Here is a 21,201-nt window from a genome sequence, read left to right as displayed (position 1 = left end):
CTCGCCCGTGCCGCGCGGACGGCGCCCGACGGCTCAGGTCAGGCGGCCGGATGCCCGGTGCCGGTGGTCTCGGCGATGGTGTCGGCGAGTGAGCGTGCGCCCGTGGCGATCTCGCCGGCCGCGGCCAGATCGAGCCGCAGGTCGAGGTCGGCGGCGTCGGCGGGTCCGTCGTGGTGGGTGAGGCCGGTCTCGGTGATCACGTAGTGGAAGGCGGTGTCGCCGATGCGAACCGTGACCGTGCCGGTGGGGACGAGTTCGGCGACCGCGCGCCCGAGGGGGAGGGCGAACCAGTGGGCGCGCACGGCGTCGGTGGCGCGCTGCTCGCCGAGCTGGGTGGTGCCCCAGGCGGAGAGGGTGTCGAGGACCGGGCGCAGGGCCGCGCCGGAGTCGGTGAGTTCGTAGAGGGCGGTGCCGGCGCGTGGCCCGGTGCGGCGTTTGGTGAGAATCCCGTCACGCTCGAGGTCCTTGAGCCGGGCGGCCAGCACGTCGGTGCTGATGCCGGGCAGGTCGGCGAACAGGTCGCTGTAGCGGCGCGGGCCCGAACAGAGTTCGCGGACCACCAGCAGGTTCCACCGGTCGCCGACGATGTCGAGGGCGCGGCTCACGGTGCAGTAGTGGTCGTAGCTTCGGCGTGGCACGATCCCACTGTAACCAACAACTTGGAAAAACAAAGTGCAAACTTGGAATTTCCAAGTAGAGTGTGCGGCAACCACACCGAGAAGAGGTCGTTCATGCAGGTGAAGCAGTCGAGCAAGCTGTCGGGCGTGTCCTACGAGATCCGTGGACCGGTCGCCGAGCATGCCGCACGGCTGGAAGCCGAGGGGCATCACATCGTGAAGCTCAATACCGGCAACCCACTGCCCTTCGGCTTCGAAGCGCCCGCCGAACTGCTCCAGGACATGGTCCGCAACCTGCCGCAGTCCAGCGGCTACTCCTCGTCCAAGGGCCTGCTCTCGGCCCGGCGCGCGGTGGTGCAGTACTACCAGACCCTGGGTCTGAGCGAGGTCGACGTCGAGCAGGTCTTCCTCGGCAACGGCGTCTCCGAACTGATCATGATGGCCATGACCGCGCTGCTGGAGAACGGCGACGAAGTCCTGGTTCCCGCACCGGATTTCCCGCTCTGGACCGCCGCCACCGCCCTCAACGGCGGCCGCCCGGTGCACTACATCTGTGACGAGCAGGCCGACTGGATGCCGGATCTGGCCGATATCGAATCCAAGATCACCGACCGCACCCGCGCCCTGGTCATCATCAACCCGAACAACCCCACCGGCGCGGTGTACTCGCCCGAGGTGGTGCGGCAGATGCTGGAGCTCGCGCGCCGCCACAACCTGGTGGTGTTCTCCGACGAGATCTACGACAAGATCCTCTACGACGACCTCGCCCACACCGCCACCGCCGCCCTGGCCCCGGATGTGTTGTGCCTGACCTTCTCCGGACTCTCGAAGTCCTACCGCGCGGCCGGTTTCCGCGGCGGCTGGCTGGTGGTCTCCGGCCCGGTCGAGCACGCCGAGAACTACCTCGAGGGCCTGACCATGCTGGCCGGTCTGCGCCTGTGCGCGAATGTGCCCGCGCAGCAGGCGATCCAGGCCGCCCTCGGCGGCCACCAGAGCATCTACGACCTGACCCTCCCCGGCGGCCGCCTGCGCGAACAGCGCGACCGGGCGTGGGAGGCGCTCAACGCGATCCCCGGCATCTCGTGCGTGAAGCCCAAGGGCGCGCTGTACGCCTTCCCACGCATCGATCTCGACACCTACAAGATCCACGACGACGAACAGTTCGTCCTGGACCTGCTGCTCCGCGAGAAGATCCACATCGTCCAGGGCACCGGCTTCAATTGGCCCCGCCCCGACCACTTCCGCATCGTCACCCTGCCCCACGCCGACGAACTGGAAGCCATCATCGAACGCATCGGCCGCTTCCTCGCCACCTACAAGCAGTAGTCGAGTGGCCCACGCTGGAGGGGATTTGTCTGATTCCGCCTCCAGCGTGTGCCACTCGGCGGGTCAGGCGGGGCGGCCGGCGGTCATGCCGCCGTCTACGACGAATTCGGCGGCGTTGCAGTAGCTGGATTCGTGGCTGGCCAGGAAGACGACCACGTCGGTGACTTCCTCGGGGGCGCCCAGGCGGGCCAGGGGGTTGGCCGCGCGATCGGCGGTGGTGCCCTCGGGGACGCCGATCATGGGGGTCAGGATGCCGCCGGGGTGCACGGAATTCACTCGAACCCCGTGCGGGGCCAGTTCGATCGCCGCGGACTTGGTCAGCCCGCGCACCCCGAACTTGGAGGCCGTGTAGGCGTGCGCGCCCGGCACGCCCTGGATGCCCGCGGCGGAGGAGATGTTCACCACCGACGCCGGCCGCGCCGCCACCAGGGCGTCACGGGCGGCGGTCAGGCCCAGGAACGGGCCCGTCAGATTGATGGAAAGCGCGCGCTGCCACTGCTGTTCGGTGTATTCGCCGAGCGGGCCGAAGTCGAGGATGCCCGCGTTGTTGACCAGCACATCCAGTTTGCCGAAGCGTTCCACCGCCGCGTCGACGGCGACCCGCCAGTCGGCGGCGCTGGTCACGTCGAGATGGATGAACGCCGCCGCCTCGCCGAGTTCGGCGGCCAGTTTCGTGCCCGCCTCGTCGGAGATGTCGCCGATCAGCACCGAGGCGCCCTCGGCCACGAACGCCCGCGCGTGCGAGGCGCCCATTCCCGATGCGCCGCCGCTGATCAGGGCTACCCGCCCGTCGAGCCGCCCGCGCGTGCCGTGTCCGTTCGAGCCTGAGCTCATGCTCGCTGCCTTCCGTCGAAATCGATGATCGTCCGCTCCGGCCGGAACACGCAGCGGGTGGAGGTGTAGATGGTGGGCATGCACTTGTTGCAGTGCACGCAGGCCGACCGGGTGCCCGCCTCGGACTGGATGCGCCGCAACAGGTCCGGTTCGCGCAGCAGCGCCCGGCCCATGGCGACGAATTCGAAGCCCTCGGCGCGGGCCAGGTTCATGGTGTCGAGATTGGTGATGCCGCCCAGCAGGATCAGCGGCATGGACAGTTCCCGGCGGAATTGGCGGGCCCGCTCGAGCAGGTACGCCTCCTGATACGGGTACTCCTTGAGGAAGGCGCGCCCGACCACCTTGAAGCCCAGCCGCGCCGGACCGGGCAGGACCTCGGCGAATTCCTTGCGCGGCGCGTCGCCGTGGAACAGCAGCATCGGGTTGAGCAGTGAACTGCCCGCGGTCAATTCGAGCGCGTCGAGCGCGCCGTCGGCTTCGAGCCAGGCCGCGACCTGCACGCTCTCGGGGATGGTGAGCCCGCCGCGGCGGCCGTCCTCCATATTGAGTTTGGCGGTCACCGCGAGCCGGTCGCCGACGGCTTCCCGCACGGCGCAGGCGATTTCGCGGGCCAGCCGGGCCCGGTTGACCAGGGGCCCGCCCCAGCGGTCGCCGCGCCGGTTGAGCAGCGGGCTCAGGAAGGAACTGACCAGGTAGTTGTGGCCGAAATGGATTTCGACCGCGTCGAATCCGGCCTGCTCGGCCAGCAGCGCGGCGTTGGCGTGCGCGGTGATGAGCTCGCGGATCTCGGCGTCGCCGGGCACCTTCATGGCCTTCATGCTCAGCGGGCTGAACATCGCGCTGGGGGCGAGCGCGGGCACCCGGTTGGAGGCGGCGTTGGCGACCGGTCCGGCGTGCCCGATCTGGGCGCTGGCGGCCGCGCCCTCGGCGTGCACGGCGTCGGTCAGCTCGCGCAGTCCGGCCACGGCTTCGGGGCGCATCCAGATCTGGTGGCGGTCGGTGCGCCCGCCCGGCGCGACCGCGCAGTAGGCGACCGTGGTCATGCCGACCCCGCCCGCGGCGACCTCGCGATGGAAGTCGACGAGTTCGGGGGTGACCAGCGCCTCGGGGGTGCGGCCTTCGAAGGTGGCGGCCTTGATCACCCTGTTGCGCAAGGTGATCGGGCCGAGTTTCGCGGGTGCGAAGATATCGTTCATCGTTGTTCTCCCGGTGCGGTGAGTCCGGCCACCACGAATTCACGCAGGGCCGTGAGCGCCGATTCCGGCATCCCGTGATCCTCGATCTCGGGTGCGCCGAATCGCATGATGATCAGGTCGAAGGCCAGCATCCAGCGCTGGGCGGCCTGGCTCGGCCGCAGTTCGGGCAGCAGCCGCGCCCAGGAATCCATCTGGAACCACGGTCCCCGCCACGTCGTCAGATGCCGCCCCAGCACGAATCGGGCCAGCAGCCGTAAATGCAAGCGCCCCAAGGGATCCGCGGCCAGTTCGACGAACGGCGCGAGGATGGTGTCCACCACCGCGGGCACCGAATCCCGCCCGCCCTTCGCCTGTGCGAGACCCTCGACCCACAGGGGGCCGAGCCGATCCTCGATGAGCGCGCCGACGAGCGCTTCCTTCGACCCGAAGTGATAGTGCACCGCCGCCGGATTGGCTCCGGCGGCCGCGCACACCGCGCGCACCGACACCTCGTCGTACGGCTCGGTCAGCAGCAATTGTTCAGCGGCGGCGATCAGCCGTTCCCGCGTTCCCGCGGACACCTTCTCGACCATGCCAAGCAGTGAAACACGTCTCAATCAGGATTTCAATCAGTGATTGAAACAGTGTTGGAAAGGTCCCGATGAGCGGTCACTCACTCTGCGACCAGGCGGCGACCGGCATGGTCAGATAGACGCCGATCCGGCCCTCGACGAACTTCTCGACATCGGCGAGCAGCCGGTCACAGCGTTCCTGACGGTTCTCGGCGCGGGTGGCGAAATACTTCGAGCGGATCTCGATGACCAGGTCCATGCCGGACCGGTCGAACTTGCCCAGCGGCCGGAAGCGGATCTCCACATCGCCGGGCAGCAGGTCGCCGTCGTAGGGTTCCTCGGGGCATTCGACCGCCACCGAGACCAGGTGCGGAAGCCATTCGCCCAGCTCGCGCAGGACGGTCTCGGGCAGCTCCGGTCTGTGGGTCACCTCGACGAGGGGCATCGCCTCAGTGTATGGATCGGGATCGGGGAGCGTATGGATCGCGCTCGGGGAGTCGGCGGGGCGTCAGCCTCGCAGGGCGCGGGCGATGATCTCCTCGATCACGTCGCTCTTGGCGTTGGAGTAGTGCTGGACGTACTTCCACTCGCGTTGCGCCAGTTCGCGTTTGGTGCGCTCGTAATAGGCGCGTTCGTCGTCGTGGGTGCGCAGCCGGTCGCGGAAGGCGAGCACGCGCTCGATCTCGGGCGCGCCCAGCTCCGGCGAGAAGACGTGCAGGTTGACGCTGCGCGGTGCGCCGTCCTCGACCCGCCGGACCAGGCAGCGGTGCCCGTACCAGTCCGGTTCGCGCACGCGCAGGGTGTAGCCGAGGGCCGCGAGGGCCGGAACGTAGGCGGCCTCGTCGGCGGTGTCGGCGACCACGAGCAGCATGTCGATGACGGGTTTGGCGGCCAGACCCGGGACGGACGTGGACCCGGTGTGCTCGATCCGTAATACCTTCGCGCCCAAGGTGTCCCGGATCGCCGTCGCCTCGGCCTCGTAGTGGGCGGGCCAATGCGGGTCGTACTCCTCGATGATCACCGGCACCGAGTAGGGCCGCACCTCGACGACGAAGGCGTCGGCGATGGCGTCGTCGTCCATGGTGGCCATGAACGCAGCCTAGGGGTCAGGAGGTGCGGATGCTGGCGATGATCTGCTTGGCCTGGTCGGCGGCGAGTTCGCCGGAGGTGCCGCGGTCGGCGAGGACGGCCAGCACCAGCAGGGCGTTCTTGGGGCCGGTGAAGGCGAAGGTGTAGATCGAGTAGGTGGTCGTGGTGCAGCCGGCCGGGGAGGGCTTCCAGCTGCCGGAGGTCTCCACCTGCTGGCCGGCGATGCCGCTCTGGGTGGTGACCGCGGTGGGTGCGCTCGGGGCGCCGCCGGTCATGTCCATGTAGCCGCCCTGGGCGGAGATCTTCGCGACCTTCAGCGCGGCCGCGGCGGGATCGCTGCCGTCGGCGCGGGTGACGTAGGCGAGCGACCGGTACGCCGAGCCGGGGCAGTAGCCGCCGCCTTCGGTGGCCTTGCCGCGGCCGATGAACGAGCCGTCGAGCCCGGTCTGCGGCACGGTCTCGGACTGGTCGCCGACCGCCCAGCCCTTCGGCACGTCGTAGCTGATGCCGTACGCCGGAACGACCACCGTCCCCGCACCCGGCTTGGGCGCACCGGACTTGGACGGCCCGGTGGTGGACGGGCCGCCGGAGCGGCTGGTGGGAGCCGGGCCCGCGGTGGTGCTGGGCGCGGCGGTGGTGGAGCCCGACGAGTCGCGGGTCAGCGCGTACGCCGCGATCCCGCCGCCGACGACCACGATCACCGCGACGATGGCGGCCCACACGATCCAGGTGCGGTTGCCTCCGCCGCCCGGCGCGGGCTGCGGCCGGCCGTACCCTGGAATGGGCTGCTGGCCAAGGTAATTCGGTGCCGACTGCTGACCCGGGTACGTCCCGGCCGGGTAGCCGGGATCAGGCCGGCCCGGATACATCGCCGCCGGATCCTGCCCCGGATATCCCTGAATCGGCTGCGGCCCGGTATATACCGCCGTCGGCGCATATCCGGATTGATTCGGGATCGGCGTCTGTTCGGTATAGACCGCGGTTGGTTCGTAGCCGGGCTGGTTCGGAATCGGCGTTTGCCCCGGGTAGACCGCGGTCGGTTCGTACCCAGGATGATTCGGTGCCTGCGGCTGGCCGGGGTACACCGCCGTCGGGTCGTACCCCGGCTGGGGGACAGGGGGCTGGCCGGGATACACCGCGGTCGGTTCGTAGCCAGGGTGATTCGGGACGGGCGCTGGTCCCGGGTGCGCCGCGGTCGGGTTGTAGCCCGGGTGGACCATGGTCGGGTCCGGTGGGATCGGCTGGTGCCCAGGGTAATTCGTGGTCGGCTGCTCGCCCCAGGCGAGGTTGGGGTCCTGCGGGGAGTGCGCGGGTGTGGCCGGGCTGTCGGGGTTGCGCCACTGATCATGGTTGTCGGTCACGGTGTTTCGCCCCTGTCCCGGCTCGTCGCCTGTCGGGGCCAACCCTAGCGGCTGGGTATCAGGCGTGCTCGGCGGGCGCGTCCGGATCGGCGGCGGGCGCGGGCGGGGTCGCGGGGGACACCCGGATGACGCCGGCGTCCAGGTCGAGGCTCACGCGCGGCCGGTGCAGCTGGCCGCCGCCGTCCTCGCTGCCGTCGTCCTCGAGCTTCTTGCCGGGGAACAGTTCGCCGAATACACCCACGCATCCACCATAACCGTCAGCCGCGGTGGTAGCGCGGACCGTGATAGCCGTAGCCGCGCCGGCCCCGCGCGAACACGAAGAACAGCACCGGGAACAGGAAGAATGGGAAGACGTGGGTGACGATCGCGAACACGAACGCCAGCACCACCAGCGCGCCCGCCCCGATCGGCACCAGCGGCAGCGGTTGGCGCGGGGTGGGCGGGGTGGCCGGGACCTGCGGGGCCGCGGGTTGCGGCCGGGGTAGGTCGGCGAACAGTACGGCCAGCTCGCCGGCGGTTTTCGCGGCGTAGGCGCGTCCCACCCGGTCGTCGTATTCGGCGAGGTCGAGGCGGCCCGCCGCGAAATGCTCACCCAGCGCCGCGGCCGCCTGCTCGCGTTCCGCGGTGCCGACACGCACGGTGGGCGGTCCGTAGACAGCGGGATCGAAATCGGTCATGACATCCGCCTCGTGGGAGGGAAGGAATTTCGTTGTCCGCCAGCGTAGGCGCGTTCCCGGCGGCGCGCCTGCACGCGTTTGCGTAATCGGGCGTACGCCCGCCGACGTACACCGCGCGCCGCGCCGGCGCATGAGCCCTCGGGCCGGCGGGCGTCGGCGGAGTACGTCGGCGGTCAGACCCCGCCGTGTGCCGAGACGGCTCGCACCGCGGCGTCGGCCTGGGCGTACGCGGCGGCCGCCAGCCGTTCCAGCAGCGCGAGTTTGATCTGCGGCGCCTGATCGGTGAGCTCGTCGAAACGCGCGGGCGGCAGGACGGCCAGCCGGACGGTGGTCTCGGCGTACACGTCGTTGGCGTAGCGCATGTCCGCCAGCATCGAGGTCTCCCCGAACGACATGCCCGGGGTGAGGGTGATCAGCCGGTGCCGGCGGTTGTCGCGGTCGGTGAAGGTGAACCGCACGCGTCCGTCGAGGATGAGGAACAGACCGCAGCGTTCGCTGTCGCGCGGGACGATGAGTTCGCCGCGCGCGATGGTGCGGGTCTCGAATTCCTTGGCCAGCCGCTCCCGCTCGTCGGTGGGCATATCGGCGAGCGCGGGATGCGCGTCCACGGTGAAGGCGGCCGGTCGTTCCTGGCCGCCGGGACAATGCCGGTCGAGCACCAGCTGTTCGCACCACTCGGTGGCGGCGTCGCGGTCGATGAACACCCGCCCGTGCACGTCGGCGGGGTCCAGGCTGGAGGCGAGCTGCCCGAGTTTGGCGTCCGGATCGACCAGCCCCACCGGGCACCCGGCGGCGGCCAGCTCACCGCGCAGGTCCTCGATCATTCGGACGGCGATCGGGCTGACGTCGCCGACCTCGCGCAGGTCCAGTACCAGCGCCTCGAGCTCGCCGGCGGTGTCCTCGACCGCGCGCACGGCGGATTCGGCTCCGGCGAAGAGCAGGTCGCCGTGCAGTTCGAAGACGCGCGCATGGTCGCCGAACTCGCGCAGCACCGCCAGTTCCTCGGGGTCGCGGCGCACCCGGGAGGGCGCGTCGGCGACGGTGTAGGCGGTCCGGATGGCGGTGTGCGCGGCCCGGGTCACGTGCAGGAAGTGCAGGCCCAGCCGGGCCGACAGTTCCCGGCACGCCTTGACTCCGCGCACGCTGCTGCCGTGCGCGTCCAATCGCGGTGAGTAGACCGCGATTCCGATCTGTCCCGGCAGCACCGCCAGGATGCCGCCGCCCACACCGCTTTTGGCGGGCAGTCCGACGGTGGTCACCCAGTCGCCGGCCGCGTCGTACATGCCGCAGGTGGTCATGACCGAGAGCACCTGTTCGACCAGTGGTCCGGTCAGCGCCCGTTCTCGGGTGAGCGGATTGACCCCGTTGTTGGCGAGAGTGGCGGCCATCACGGCCAGATCGCGGCAGGTGACGTCGATCGAGCACTGCCGGAAGTAGCGGTCCACCGCCTCGTCGGGGTCGACGTCGATGATGTTGGCCCCGCGCAGCAGGTACCCGATGGCGCGATTGCGGAATCCGGTGCGCGCCTCGGAGGCGTACACGTCCTCGTTCATGGTGAGTTCGCGTCCGGCGAATCGACTGTAACTGCGCCGGATTCGGGCGAATCGGTCGGCGGCGTCGGTGCCCTTGACCAGTCCGGCCGCCGCGATGGCCCCGGCGTTGATCATCGGATTGCGCGGCCGCTGGGTCTGCGGGTCGAGGCTGATCTCGTAGAACGGCTCACCGGTCGGTTCCACGTCGATGCGGCGCGCCATCTCGGCCGGACCCCGATCGGCGAGGGCGAGCGCGTAGGTGAAGGGCTTGGAGATCGATTGAATCGTGAAGGCGGCGTCCAGATCTCCGCTGCCGTAGATCCGCCCGTCCGCGGTTGCCAGGCAGATGCCGAACGAATCGGGTTGCACGGCGGCGAGTTCGGGAATGTAGTCGGCGAGCGTTCCCGACGTGTCGGCGCGGCAGAGCTCGTACACTTCGTCGATGATGCGGGCCACGACGCCGCCGGAGGGGACCACAGGCCCAGCGTAACCGGCGTAATCTGTGTTGAGCCTCACATCTGTTACGGATGTCGCAGGTGGCGTTTCGTTCCTGGCATCGGGGGCCGGAAAGGGCTCCGTAGACTGTTGCAAACATTGGAGACATCCGGAGGGAGCAATAGCCGTGGGAGTGCTTTCCCGGGTCGACATGCCCGAGGATCTGCGCCGGCTGTCGGTACCGGAGCTGCAGGAGCTGGCCGAGGAGATTCGCGAGTTCCTGGTGCGCAAGGTCGCCGTCACCGGCGGGCACCTCGGGCCGAACCTCGGCGTCGTGGAGCTGACCATCGCGTTGCACCGGGTCTTCGACTCGCCTGCCGACCCGATCATCTTCGACACCGGGCATCAGGCCTATGTGCACAAGATCCTGACCGGCCGCAAGGACGGGTTCGACACGCTGCGCAAGGAAGGCGGGCTGTCGGGGTATCCGTGCCGCGCCGAGAGCGCCCACGACTGGGTGGAGTCCTCGCACGCCTCCGCGGCGCTGTCCTACGCCGACGGGCTGGCCAAGGCGTTCGCGCTGACCCGGCAGAAGCGGCACGTGGTCGCCGTCGTCGGTGACGGCGCGCTCACCGGCGGCATGTGCTGGGAGGCGTTGAACAATATCGCCGCCGGACCGGACCGTTCGGTCATCGTGGTGGTCAACGACAACGGCCGTTCCTACGCGCCGACCATCGGCGGCCTGGCCGAGCGGCTCGCGGGCCTGCGCACCCAGCCCGCCTACGAGCACGCGCTCGACGCCACCAAGCGGATCGTGCAGAGCATTCCGCGCGTGGGGGATTCGGCGTACTCGATGCTGCACGCCATCAAGACCGGCATCAAGGACGCGGTCGCCCCGCAGGAGCTGTTCAGCGATCTCGGGGTCAAGTACGTGGGCCCGGTCGACGGGCACGATCAGGTCCAGCTGGAGGCGGCGCTGCGTCGTGCCAAGGACTTCGGTGGTCCGGTCATCGTGCACGCGGTGACGCAGAAGGGTCGCGGGTACAAGCCGGCCGAGGATCACGTGGCCGATCAGATGCACGCCATCAACCGGATCGATCCGGAGACCGGTGAGCCGGTGGGCGGCCCGTCCGCGCCGAGCTGGACCTCGGTGTTCTCGTCGGAGCTGATCGCGCAGGCCGAGCAGCGGGACGACATCGTGGCGATCACCGCCGCCATGCCCGGACCGACCGGTTTGACACCGTTCGGAAACCGCTTCCCGGACCGCATGTTCGACGTCGGCATCGCCGAACAGCACGCCATGACCTCCGCGGCCGGAATGGCCCTGGGCGGTCTGCACCCGGTGGTGGCCATCTACTCCACCTTCCTCAACCGCGCCTTCGACCAGCTGCTCATGGATGTGGCGCTGCTCAAGCTTCCGGTGACGCTGGTGCTCGATCGCGCCGGGATCACCGGTGACGACGGCGCCTCGCACAACGGCATGTGGGACCTGTCGGTGCTCGGCATCGTGCCGGGCATCCGGGTCGCGGCGCCGCGGGACGCGGTGCGCCTGCGCGAGGAGCTGGGGGAGGCCCTGCACATCAGTGACGGGCCCACCGCGATCCGCTTCCCCAAGGGCGCCGCCGTCGAGGAGATCGAGGCGGTGGAGCGTTTCGAGGGTGTCGATGTGCTGCGCCTGCCCGAGACGGGTGACGCCGCGTATGCGGTGCACGCCGATGTGCTGCTGGTGGCGGTCGGCGCCTTCGCCGGGCTCGCCCTGGAGGTCGCGGATCTGCTGGCGGCCGAGGGTGTTTCGGTGACCGTGGTGGACCCGCGCTGGGTGCTGCCGGTCTCGGACACGCTGGTGAAGCTGGCCGGCAACCACCGGCTCGTGGTCACCCTGGAGGATTCGGGTCTGCACGGCGGTATCGGTTCGACGGTGTCCGCGCGGCTGCGCAGCGCGGGTGTCGATGTGCCCGCCCGCGATCTCGGTGTGCCGCAGCACTTCCTGGACCATTCCGCGCGCGGCAAGATCCACCAGGATCTGGGCCTGGTGCCCGGTGAGGTGGCGCAGCGCGTGCACGGCTGGCTCGGTGCGGCCTCGGACGGCGGCCTCACGGCCGCCGGTGAGGATCTCGCCGAGGCGCTGCTGCCCGCCGTGGAGTAGCCGGGCGGATTGTCGCCGGGTAACCGGCTCACGGACCCGCGATCCTCGGATCGCGGGTCCGTTTTCTATGTGGAGCTGGACTTCTCGCGTAGATTCTGTAACAGGTTACAGTTTTCTGGTCAGGAGTTCGGATGTCGTTTGTGCTGGTCGAGAAGCCGCGTCCCCAGATCGCGCTGGTCACGTTGAATCGGCCGGAGCGGATGAACGCCATGGCGTTCGATGTCATGGTGCCGCTGCGCGAGGCCCTCGAGGAGGTCTCCGCCGACAACGAGGTGCGCGTGGTCGTGCTCACCGGCGCCGGTCACGGCTTCTGCTCGGGCGCGGATCTGCAGCACGCGGGCAAGGTGCCGGGTGTAGAGGGCTTGACGCGCACCACGATCGGCCGCCGCTCGATGGAACTGCTCGACAATGTGATGCTCACGATCAAGCGCATGCATCAGCCGGTGATCAGCGCCATCAACGGCGCGGCCATCGGCGGCGGCTTCTGCCTGGCCATGGGCACCGATATCCGAATCGCCTCGGAGGACGCGTATTTCCGGGCCGCGGGCATCAATAACGGTCTCACCGCCGCCGAACTCGGCATCAGCTACACGCTGCCGCGCGCCATCGGCTCGACCCGCGCCTTCGAGATCATGCTGACCGGTCGCGACGTCGACGCCACCGAGGCCGAGCGCATCGGCATCGTCTCCCGCGTCGTCCCCGGCGACAAACTCCTCGAGGCGGCCTACGACACCGCCGACCAGATCCTGCGCTGGAGCCGCAGCGGCGGCGAACTCACCAAGCGCCTGCTGTGGAGCGGCCTGGAAGCGGGCAGCTTCGAATCCCACATGCAGACCGAGGGCATGGCCCAGCTCTATGTCCGCCTCACCACCGAGAACTTCGACGAGGCCGTCCGCGCGCGCCGCGACCGCCGCCCACCCAACTTCCTGGACTGAGCGACGGCCGGATCCCTCGGCTCCCTGCCGAGCCGAGGGACGGATCACCGGAGGCCGGCGCTCCCGGTCGGGAACAGCTGCGAGCTGCCCGAGCTGGGGCCGATGACGAGCTTGGGGAGCGCGGCGCTACCGGAGACCGTGCCGTCCCCGTGGCAAGCGGCCTGCGCGGGCGGCGTCACGCTGACCGACCCCGGTGGCGCGGCGACGACGGTGACGGTGGTGTCGGCGAAGTCGGAGCCCTGAATCACGCGGATCTTGTGCGTTCCCGAGGTGGCCGGAACCCAGGTGATGCGCGTGTAGTTGTGAATCCCGTCGGTGGCGGTCGCCAGGGTGCCCGCGACGCATGCGCCATTGTCGAAGGCATCCACGAAGCGGTTGATCCGCGCCCCGTCGAGACCGTAGTCCGTCCCGTACGACGCGGAAATGGTGTAGGCCTGTCCCACGACATACGACCCCGGCGTCACGCACGGGGTCGACGCGGCCGGGTCGGACGGGCAGGCCAGGATCTGGACCGGACCGACGTCCGCGAGAGCGGTGGGAGCGGACAGCGCGGTGATCGCCGCTGTCATGCTCACAAGTGCTGTGCCCCAGCCGATTCGGCGGCCGGAGCGAAGTGTGTCACGCATGGTGAATGGTCCTTGTCTGCGGTCGGGATCAGTGGCCGAGGCCGGAGCTGCCGGGGATCAGGTTCCCGCTGCCGGTTCCGGCGCCCAGGCTGCTGCTGCCGAACGTCACGCAGGTGCCCTGCTGTGGTTGGGGCGTCGGGGCGGGGGATCCCGGCGGCGCGGCGACCACGGTGACGGGGATCGTGTCGTCCGGGTGCACGAGCACCGGCCAGAGGACGGTGAGGATCGAGAGGGTGAGCTTGTGCTGCCCGGCGGTGGTCGGCACCCAGGTGACGGACGGGCCGCCGGAGGTCGGCATCTTGACGCTGCCGATGCACTTGCCGTTGTCGTAGAAGTCCGCCGCGGCATCCATGGACTGCCAGCCGTCGGTGCCCCCGGGCGAACCGGTCGAGAAGATGTAGGGGTGTCCGACCACGTAGGTCGACGGTTCTGTGCAGGGGCTGGTCGAGCAGTCCCAGATCCCGGGAGCTTCCTGGGCGAGGTCGGCGGTCGCGGTGGGCGCGGACAGGGCGGTGAGCGCCGCCGTGATGGTCACAAGTGTTGTGCCCCAGCCGATTCGGCGGGCGGGGCGGAGGCTTTCGGCGGGCATGGTGGACTCCTCGTTCGGCCCCTCGGTGCGGGGTCGACAGAATCTAACGTTCGTCAATTCTGAAAGGAGTCCACTTCGGAAAACCGGTGTGCCCCAACTTCCTTGGGCGATGATTCCGCGGTCGGCCCAGGAATCCGGATGCCCCGGCGTACCGGGGCCACGGCGTTGTGGTCAGCCCTTCGGGTAGAGGGCTTCGCTCAACCGGGGGACCGTCAGGGCGCGCTGCCACGGGCGGGCGCCGCCCGCGGAGAGGAAGTCCTCGATGAGGGTCGGGGCCTCGCCGTTGGTGACCGACTTGGGCAGCCCGTCCCAGCACATGCGACGCAGCAGGTCGGGGGTGAGGAGGTTCTCGACGGGGACCGCGACCTCGGTGGAGAGTTCGGTCATGGCGGCGCGGGCGCGTTGCAGGCGGGCCGCGGCGGCCGGGTCGCGGCGCTCCCAGCGATTGACCGGGGGCGGGCCGTCGAAGGGCTGGGTGAGCGGGGGGAGCTCGGTGTCCGGGAGGGCGCGGGCGCGTTCGACGGCGCCGAGCCATTCGCGGGAGTAGCGGCGCTGACGGGGGCCGCCGAAGATCGGCAGGGCGCGCAGCGCGGCGATGGTCTTGGGCTCGTTGGTGGCGGCGGAGACGATGGCCGAGTCGGGCAGGATGCGGGCCGGGGCCACATCGCGCAGCCGGGCCAGGCGGTCGCGGGTCGTCCATAGTTCGCGGACGATGGCGAGCTGGCGGGTGCGGCGCAGGGTGTGGATGCCGGAGGTGCGCCGCCAGCGGTCGGCCTTGGGGCCGGCGGGTTCGGCGGTGCGGACGTGCTCGAATTCCTGTGCGGCCCACTCTGATTTGCCCTGGTCGGACAGGTCGGCGGCGACGGCGGCGCGCAGTTCGAGGAGTAACTCGACGTCGAGGGCGGCGTAGTTCAGCCAGTCGTCGGGCAGCGGGCGGGTGGACCAGTCGGCCGCGCCGTGGCCCTTCTTCAGTTCGCGGCCCAGCAGCCGCTCCACCATGGCCGCCAGCCCGACCCGCTCGTAACCGGCCAGGCGCCCGCCCAGTTCGGTGTCGAACAGTTCGGCCGGGTACAGCCCCAGTTCGGCCAGCCCGGGCAGGTCCTGGTCGGCGGAGTGCAGCACCCATTCCAGGCCGTTGATGGCGTCGGCGAGCGGGGCGAGCTCATTGTCCACCGGGATGGGGTCGATGAGGAAGCTGCCCGCGCCCTCGCGGCGCAGCTGGATCAGGTAGGCGCGATTGGAGTAGCGGAAGCCGGAGGCGCGCTCGGCGTCGACCGCGAGCGGGCCGGTGCCGGCGGCGAGGCGGCGGGCGGCCGCGGCCACTTCGGCGGCAGAGTCCAGTACCGGCGGTACACCGTCCACTGGCGCGAGCAACGGTACCGCGGCAGTGGCTTCGGGTTCATCTGGTACGGACATGGTCTTGAACTCTACGGGTTGGGCAAGGGCGAGCCGCGTCACGTCGGTGAAACGACCGGCCGTGACACTGCGTCGGGCCATGGGGAATCGTACTCACCGGGTGTCGATTTCGTTGCAGTACAGATGTTCTCGCAGGCGAGAGGGGGTTTCCCGCCCGGCCGGGCGGGAATTCGGCGATCGGTGGGCGCGACCGGGGCCGCAATTACTCGGCGCCCTCGCCTCGGCGCACGTCCAGCCGGGTGACCCCGGCGGGCGGCAGCCCGGCCGCGTAGGCGAGCACCTCGCAGAAGGCCTCCACGTGCGGGCGCAGATTGGTGTCGGTGACCGTCCAGGACGCCCGCACCTCGAGCTGGTGGGCGCGCGGCGGCCCGGCGATGTCGCCGTAGCGGACCGAGCTGGTCGCGGTCACCGTGCCGCCCAGGGCGGTGAACGGGGTGCGCGAGTCCAGGGCGTCGACCAGCCAGCTCCACGCCACCTCGGGCAGCAGGGGGTCGGCGGCCAGCGCGGAGTCGATATCGGCCTGACAGTAGGCGACCAGGCGGAACACGCCGTGCCAGGCGTCCTGCCCGGCCGGGTCGTGCAGCAGGATCAGGCGGCCGAACGCGTCGCCGTCGGAGTCGACGGGCACCACATTGCTGTCGGGTCGCGTGACTTCCGCGCCGAGGGCGTAGGAGTACGGCGCCAGGCGCTGGGGCGGGCGGATCGGTGCGAGTTCGATGCGGGGATGCACTGATGCGGTTCCCATGGCCTCGACCGCGGCGCGGAACCGAGCTGGTTCTTCGGGCTCCGGGGTCGGGGCAGCGCCGTCGCGGAAGTCGAGCGGTGTCACGAAACGCAACCGTAGACCCCTCGGGCACCCAGCAGTGCGAGGCGCGCCGCCGCGCCCCTTTACGATGGGCGGCGATGACTACTCACGCCCGCCGCCAGCTGACCGATGCCCCGCTCCTCGCCGCCGCCACCGGTGGCGTGCCGCACCGGCGTCCGGTGTGGTTCATGCGACAGGCCGGTCGGTCCCTCCCGGAGTACCGGGAGGTGCGTGCCGGAATCGGCATGCTGGAATCGTGTTTCGACCCGGAACTGGTGTGCGAGATCACCATGCAGCCGGTCCGCCGCCACGATGTCGACGCGGCAATCCTGTTCTCCGACATCGTGGTTCCGCTCAAGGCCGCGGGCATCGACCTCGACATCGTGGCCGGTGTCGGCCCGGTCGTGGCCAACCCGGTGCGCACCGTCGCCGACGTGCGCGCGCTGCCGCGGCTGCGCGCCGAGGACGTGGGCGCGGTCACCGCGGGCGTGAAGCTGCTGCTCGACGCGCTGGGCCAGACCCCGCTCATCGGATTCGCCGGTGCCCCGTTCACTTTGGCGTCGTACCTGGTCGAGGGCGGGCCCAGTAAGAACCACGAGCGCACCAAGGCGATGATGCTCGCCGACCCCGAGACCTGGCACCAGCTGCTGGGCGTGCTCACCGACATCACCATCGAATTCCTGCGCGCGCAGATCGCCGCGGGCGTGGACGCGGTGCAGCTGTTCGACTCCTGGGCGGGCGCGCTGTCGCTGGCCCAGTACCGCGAATACGTTATGCCGCACTCGGAACGGGTCTTCACAGAGATCGCCGACGCGGGCGTGCCGCGCATCCATTTCGGTGTGGGCACCGGAGAACTGCTGGGCGCCATGGGCGAAGCGGGCGCGGACGTGGTCGGCGTCGACTGGCGGATCCCGCTGCACGAGGCCGCCCGTCGCGTCGGCCCCGGAAAAGCGTTGCAGGGCAACCTGGATCCGGCCGTCCTGTTCGCCGGTCCGGCCGCCATCGACGCCGAGGTCCGCCGCATCGCCCGCGAGGCCGACGAGGCGATCACCCTCGGCGCGAAGGGTCACATCTTCAACCTCGGCCACGGCGTCCTCCCCAACACCGACCCGTCGGTCATCACCGACACCGTCGCCCTGATCCACAGCCTGCCCACCCCGCTCTGACGACGGCGGTGCGGGCCCGAGCGCTGGTCTCCGGCGCCGCCTGCCGCACCCACGAGCGTGTCGGGCTGAAGGACCCGGCCGCAGCCGCCGGTCCCCGCTCGCGCACTGTCGAAGATCGGTCGAGCGCTCGGTCGCGCTCGTGTGGTCACGGACGACCGATACGAGCCGGTCCGGCGGATGCTCCCTCGGCGTTCCCGCACTCTGGCGAGGACCGGTTCGGGTCGGCGGAAACGTGAGCGCCGGCGCGCGGGAACCGGCTCGCGGACGCGGCACCGACCGGGTGTTCCCGCACGATGGTGAGGACCGGTTCGGGTCGGCGGAAACGTGAGCGCCGGCGCGCGGGAACCCGCTCGCGGACGCGGCACCGACGCGGGCCGGGCCGGGCGGCGGGAGTAGGTTGGCGTCGGAGCGGCTCGACGTCGAGGTGCGGGTCGCGCGCCGCGGGCCGTGCGTTCGCGGCGATGACGAGCGGACGAGGAGTGGTCGATGCGGGTCGCGGTGGTCGGTGGCGGGATCAGCGGGCTGGTGGCCGCGTACCGGCTGCGGCGGGCCCTGGGGGAGTCGGCGGAACTGGTGCTCGTCGAGGAACGCGACCGCGTCGGGGGAATCCTGCGGACGGTCGACATCGACGGTGATCCGGTGGATCTGGGCGCCGAGGCCTTCGTGGGGCGGCGGCCCGAGATCCCGGAATTGATGCGGGAGTTGGGGATCGAGGATCAGCTCGTGTTCCCGGCCGGGAAGCGGCCGCTGGTGTGGTCGCAGGGGACCGGGCATCGCCTGCCCGAACGCACCCTGATGGGCATTCCCGCCGCGCCGGAATCGCTTGCGGGACTGGTGGATGCGCGCACCCTGGCCCGGGTCGAGGCGGAGCCGGGGCGGCCGCTGCGCTGGGAGCCGGGCACGGATGTCGCGGTGGGGGAGCTGGTCGGTGACCGTTTCGGTGAGCAGGTGGTGCGCCGCAGCGTCGACCCCCTGCTCGGCGGGGTCTATGCGGGCCTGTCGAATTCGATCGGGGTGCGCGCCGCACTGCCGACCCTGGCGGCCGCCCTGGATCGGGGCGCGACCAGCCTGACCCAGGCCGTCTCCGAGGCGCTCCCGCCCCCGAGCACGGCCCCGGTGTTCGGCGGCATCCGCGACGGTTACCGCGTCCTGCTCGACGCCCTGCGCGCAGCCGCCGACGTGAAGTCCGAAATCGGCACCGCCGCAACCCGTCTCACCCATACCGCGACCGGATGGCGGCTGGACCCGATCGGCGCGGTGGACGCGGTCGTGCTCGCGACCCCCGCCCCCGTCACCGCGCGCCTGCTGCGCGAGGTGGCCCCCGACGCCGCCGACCTGGCCGCCGGTATCGAACTCGCCTCCTCGGCCGTGGTGGCCCTGACCCTCCCCGTCGATACCGCCTTGCCCGACAACTCCGGCGTCCTCGTCGCCACCGATGAACCCTTGCGCGCCAAGGCCTTCACCCTCTCCAGCCGCAAATGGCCCCACCTCGCGACCCGCGATGTGGCCCTGGTCCGCGCCTCCTTCGGCCGCTTCGGCGACGACTCCACCCAGTCCTGGTCCGATGCCGACCTGACCACCGCCGCCGTCGAAGACCTCACCACCGTCACCGGCGCCGACATCCGCCCCCTGCACGCGATCGTGCAGCGCTGGCCCGGCGGCCTCCCGCAGTACGCCCCCGGCCACGTGACCCGCATCCTCGACCTGCGTTCCGCCACAACCGATCTCCCCGGCCTGGCCCTCGCGGGCGCCTACCTCGACGGCGTCGGTGTCCCCGCCTGTGCCGCCAGCGGCAGCAAGGCCGCCGCCCGCATCGCCGCCCACCTCACCTGACGCGGTCGCCCCAGGCGGCCGGGACCGGCAGTGACACACCGCGATCCGCGCCGTCCCACCCGGCCGCCGTCACGGCCCGTGAACTTGGACCTCGGCGGTCGGGGGAGGTGGCGTTCGACGCGGGCCGCGACGGCGTGCGGTCGTGGACGACGGGGAACTCCGACACCGATCCGCACTGCCGCACTGCCGCACTGCCGCGCCGCCGCACTGCCGCGCCGCCGCTCTGCCGCTCCGCTGCGGACGGCCTGCGCCCCTGGGCATCTGCCACGGCGGGGGAAGGCCCGCGGCGCCGGACATCCGCCGAGCACGCCCGCCGGTGATGTCAGTGACCGCCGAATGTCACCGTGCGACGAGGTCGGCCGGGTCGGTGTTCGCGCCGCACACGATGACCGCCACCCGCTCGCCGGGGGAGGGGATGTAGGCGCCCGACAGCAGGGCCGCCAGGGCGGTCGCCGCACCGTGCTCGACGGCGATTCGCCGCGTGTCCCACAGGGTTTGGCGCGCCGAGGCGATCTGCTCGTCGGTGACCAGCACCGACCGGACATCGCCCGCGGCGGCCGCGGACAGGGCCAGGGGCGTGACGCGGCGCGCGCCGAGGGAATCGGCGGCGATGGAGTCGACGTCGACGTCGACGGGTGCCCCGGCGGCGAGCGCGGCGTTGAAGGCGCGGCAGTGCTCGGGTTCGACGGCGACCACCCGCACGCCGTGGTGGTTGGCGGACACCGTGATTCCGGCCAGCAGCCCGCCCCCGCCGACCGCGACCAGCACGGTGTCGAGCTCCGGGACCTGCGCGATGATCTCCTCCAGCAGGGTGCCCGCGCCCGCGGCGATGTACGGGTCGTCGTAGGCGTGGGAGCGCAGCGCGCCGCTGACGCCGGCGAAGCGCTCGCATTCGGCGGCCGCCTCGGCGTATCCGCCGTTGCCGCACAGCACCTGCGCGCCGAGGGTCCGTAGCCGGGCCAGCTTGACGGTGGGGGTGGCGTCGGGCAGGAACACCGTGGCGGTGGAGTCCACCAGTCGCGCGGCCCACGCGCCCGCCACGCCCGCGTTCCCGCCGGAGGCCAGGGTGATGCCGACCCTCGGCAGCCGCCCCCGCTCCTGGTGCGCCAGCACGAAATTCGCGGCTCCCCGCGCCTTGAAACTGCCGGTGTGCTGCATGTGCTCGAGCGCCAGCCACACGTCCCCGGCCACCGGAACCGTCTCGGTGTCCGCGCGGGTGAGGACGACGGGCCGGGTGCGTCCGGAGATCCGTTCGGCCGCGGCTGTCACGTCGGCGTGGGTCAACTGCACGTGCGCTCTTTTCGCTCGATCTGGTCAGATTTCCGGTCGGACGCGTCGTTCCGCGCGCACGGCCTGCGGGAACCCCGGGCCGATCGACCCCATAGTTACACTGTAACTTACGATGGACACATGCCCAGGAACTCCCAGTCGCTCGCCGAGGCGACCCCCGAGGCGATCGCCCGCGCGGGGTTGGAGATCATCGAATCACGCGGCGCGGGCGAGCTGAGTTTCCGTACCGTCGCCGCGCATCTGCGGGTCTCGCACACCACCGTGGTGCGCCGTGGCGGCGGCGATTTCAACGGCCTGGTCGAACTCGTGGCGGACGTCCTGGCGCTGGACCTGCCCGAGGTCCCGCCCGGCTCCGGCGACTGGGCGCAGTCCACCGAACGGCGTTTCTCGGCCTGGTACGACCTGCTCACCGCCTACCCGGGCCTGGTCATGCTGCGTGGCCCGCGCCCGTGGGTGGGCCGCCGCATCCTCGCTCGGCTCACCGAACCGCAACTGGCCGACAATCTTTCGCTCGGCCTGACCCCGGAGCAGTCGTTCTACGCCTATCGCGAGTGCTACCTCTACACCCTGGGCTGCGCGAGCCTGGTCGAGTCCCGCGACCGCAAACCCGCCCAGCTCGCCACCCGGGCCCGTCTGGCCGCCCTGGATCCCGACGAATTCCCGGTCATGGCAACCCATCTGGACACCGTCACCGAATTGCTCACCGGCGACGCCGTCTTCCACGACGGCCTGCGCCGCATCATCGCCTCCTGGGCGGCCACCGCCCGCTGAACCGCG

Annotated in this window: 21 protein-coding genes; 6 read left to right on the top strand and 15 right to left on the bottom strand. The window is 70.8% G+C overall.

What is annotated here, in order from left to right:
• Nucleotides 1-38 precede the first annotated feature (38 nt).
• Complete coding sequence (locus ACWELJ_RS12345) at nucleotides 39-638, bottom strand: winged helix-turn-helix transcriptional regulator (RefSeq protein WP_452366238.1); 600 nt, start codon at nucleotides 636-638, stop codon at nucleotides 39-41.
• 93 nt (nucleotides 639-731) lie between these two features.
• Between ACWELJ_RS12345 and ACWELJ_RS12340 the strand changes: the two genes are divergently transcribed.
• Nucleotides 732-1,943, top strand: coding sequence for a pyridoxal phosphate-dependent aminotransferase (locus tag ACWELJ_RS12340; RefSeq protein ID WP_452366237.1), 1,212 nt, complete (start codon nucleotides 732-734; stop codon nucleotides 1,941-1,943).
• Nucleotides 1,944-2,006: 63 nt separating this feature from the next.
• On the opposite strand, the gene ACWELJ_RS12335 is transcribed toward ACWELJ_RS12340, so the two are convergent.
• The 9 genes from ACWELJ_RS12335 to glsA all read right to left on the bottom strand — a co-directional run bounded on the left by ACWELJ_RS12335 (nucleotide 2,007) and on the right by glsA (nucleotide 9,660).
• Nucleotides 2,007-2,777, bottom strand: a complete 771-nt coding sequence (locus ACWELJ_RS12335) for a glucose 1-dehydrogenase (RefSeq protein WP_452366236.1) — start codon at nucleotides 2,775-2,777, stop codon at nucleotides 2,007-2,009.
• Complete coding sequence (locus ACWELJ_RS12330) at nucleotides 2,774-3,973, bottom strand: NADH:flavin oxidoreductase (protein WP_452366235.1); 1,200 nt, start codon at nucleotides 3,971-3,973, stop codon at nucleotides 2,774-2,776. The genes ACWELJ_RS12335 and ACWELJ_RS12330 overlap by 4 nt, the downstream gene beginning before the upstream one ends.
• Entirely contained in the window at nucleotides 3,970-4,545 is a 576-nt protein-coding gene (locus ACWELJ_RS12325) for a TetR/AcrR family transcriptional regulator (protein WP_452366234.1), read from the bottom strand. Before ACWELJ_RS12325 ends, ACWELJ_RS12330 begins: the two co-directional genes overlap by 4 nt.
• 76 nt (nucleotides 4,546-4,621) lie before the next feature.
• Nucleotides 4,622-4,969 (bottom strand): hypothetical protein, encoded by a 348-nt coding sequence (locus tag ACWELJ_RS12320; RefSeq protein WP_452366233.1) that lies wholly within the window; start codon nucleotides 4,967-4,969, stop codon nucleotides 4,622-4,624.
• 63 nt (nucleotides 4,970-5,032) lie between these two features.
• On the bottom strand, nucleotides 5,033-5,614 hold the full coding sequence (locus ACWELJ_RS12315; protein WP_452366232.1) for a GrpB family protein: 582 nt from the start codon (nucleotides 5,612-5,614) through the stop codon (nucleotides 5,033-5,035).
• 16 nt (nucleotides 5,615-5,630) lie between these two features.
• Nucleotides 5,631-6,974, bottom strand: coding sequence for a hypothetical protein (locus tag ACWELJ_RS12310; protein WP_452366231.1), 1,344 nt, complete (start codon nucleotides 6,972-6,974; stop codon nucleotides 5,631-5,633).
• A gap of 58 nt (nucleotides 6,975-7,032) precedes the next feature.
• Nucleotides 7,033-7,215, bottom strand: coding sequence for a hypothetical protein (locus ACWELJ_RS12305; protein WP_452366230.1), 183 nt, complete (start codon nucleotides 7,213-7,215; stop codon nucleotides 7,033-7,035).
• Nucleotides 7,216-7,231: 16 nt separating this feature from the next.
• Nucleotides 7,232-7,651: a DUF1707 SHOCT-like domain-containing protein gene (locus ACWELJ_RS12300; RefSeq protein WP_452366229.1), complete on the bottom strand. Its 420-nt coding sequence runs from the start codon at nucleotides 7,649-7,651 to the stop codon at nucleotides 7,232-7,234.
• A gap of 173 nt (nucleotides 7,652-7,824) precedes the next feature.
• Nucleotides 7,825-9,660, bottom strand: coding sequence for a glutaminase A (glsA, locus tag ACWELJ_RS12295; protein ID WP_452366228.1), 1,836 nt, complete (start codon nucleotides 9,658-9,660; stop codon nucleotides 7,825-7,827).
• Nucleotides 9,661-9,811: 151 nt separating this feature from the next.
• Here glsA and dxs point away from each other — a divergent pair, with 151 nt between their 5' ends.
• Both dxs and ACWELJ_RS12285 read left to right on the top strand, forming a co-directional pair.
• The gene (gene dxs / locus ACWELJ_RS12290) at nucleotides 9,812-11,764 is read left to right on the top strand and encodes a 1-deoxy-D-xylulose-5-phosphate synthase (protein WP_452366244.1); all 1,953 of its coding nucleotides are present in this window, start codon (nucleotides 9,812-9,814) and stop codon (nucleotides 11,762-11,764) included.
• Nucleotides 11,765-11,895: 131 nt separating this feature from the next.
• Complete coding sequence (locus ACWELJ_RS12285) at nucleotides 11,896-12,699, top strand: enoyl-CoA hydratase (RefSeq protein ID WP_452366227.1); 804 nt, start codon at nucleotides 11,896-11,898, stop codon at nucleotides 12,697-12,699.
• Between the two features lie 44 nt (nucleotides 12,700-12,743).
• On the opposite strand, the gene ACWELJ_RS12280 is transcribed toward ACWELJ_RS12285, so the two are convergent.
• The 4 genes from ACWELJ_RS12280 to ACWELJ_RS12265 all read right to left on the bottom strand — a co-directional run bounded on the left by ACWELJ_RS12280 (nucleotide 12,744) and on the right by ACWELJ_RS12265 (nucleotide 16,159).
• Nucleotides 12,744-13,268: a hypothetical protein gene (locus ACWELJ_RS12280; RefSeq protein ID WP_452366226.1), complete on the bottom strand. Its 525-nt coding sequence runs from the start codon at nucleotides 13,266-13,268 to the stop codon at nucleotides 12,744-12,746.
• A gap of 85 nt (nucleotides 13,269-13,353) precedes the next feature.
• Entirely contained in the window at nucleotides 13,354-13,914 is a 561-nt protein-coding gene (locus ACWELJ_RS12275) for a hypothetical protein (protein ID WP_452366225.1), read from the bottom strand.
• A 171-nt stretch (nucleotides 13,915-14,085) separates the two neighbouring features.
• Complete coding sequence (locus ACWELJ_RS12270) at nucleotides 14,086-15,330, bottom strand: HRDC domain-containing protein (protein ID WP_452366224.1); 1,245 nt, start codon at nucleotides 15,328-15,330, stop codon at nucleotides 14,086-14,088.
• A gap of 202 nt (nucleotides 15,331-15,532) precedes the next feature.
• Nucleotides 15,533-16,159: a DUF3000 domain-containing protein gene (locus ACWELJ_RS12265; protein ID WP_452366223.1), complete on the bottom strand. Its 627-nt coding sequence runs from the start codon at nucleotides 16,157-16,159 to the stop codon at nucleotides 15,533-15,535.
• A gap of 74 nt (nucleotides 16,160-16,233) precedes the next feature.
• On the opposite strand from ACWELJ_RS12265, the gene hemE reads away from it, so the two are divergent.
• Nucleotides 16,234-17,301 carry a uroporphyrinogen decarboxylase gene (gene hemE, locus ACWELJ_RS12260; RefSeq protein ID WP_452366222.1) on the top strand — a complete coding sequence of 356 codons (1,068 nt, stop codon included), beginning with the start codon at nucleotides 16,234-16,236 and terminating at the stop codon, nucleotides 17,299-17,301.
• Between the two features lie 486 nt (nucleotides 17,302-17,787).
• Entirely contained in the window at nucleotides 17,788-19,134 is a 1,347-nt protein-coding gene (locus ACWELJ_RS12255) for a protoporphyrinogen oxidase (protein WP_452366221.1), read from the top strand.
• Between the two features lie 339 nt (nucleotides 19,135-19,473).
• Here ACWELJ_RS12255 and ACWELJ_RS12250 read toward each other — a convergent pair whose 3' ends face one another.
• The gene (locus ACWELJ_RS12250) at nucleotides 19,474-20,424 is read right to left on the bottom strand and encodes a serine/threonine dehydratase (RefSeq protein WP_452366220.1); all 951 of its coding nucleotides are present in this window, start codon (nucleotides 20,422-20,424) and stop codon (nucleotides 19,474-19,476) included.
• 120 nt (nucleotides 20,425-20,544) lie between these two features.
• On the opposite strand from ACWELJ_RS12250, the gene ACWELJ_RS12245 reads away from it, so the two are divergent.
• On the top strand, nucleotides 20,545-21,195 hold the full coding sequence (locus ACWELJ_RS12245) for a TetR/AcrR family transcriptional regulator C-terminal domain-containing protein (RefSeq protein WP_452366219.1): 651 nt from the start codon (nucleotides 20,545-20,547) through the stop codon (nucleotides 21,193-21,195).
• The last annotated feature ends 6 nt before the right edge of the window (nucleotides 21,196-21,201 follow it).

It is taken from the genome of Nocardia sp. NPDC004582, from assembly GCF_053602115.1.
The sequence above is the reverse complement of the archived record's forward strand: the minus strand, read 5'-3'. Positions and strand labels throughout refer to the sequence as shown.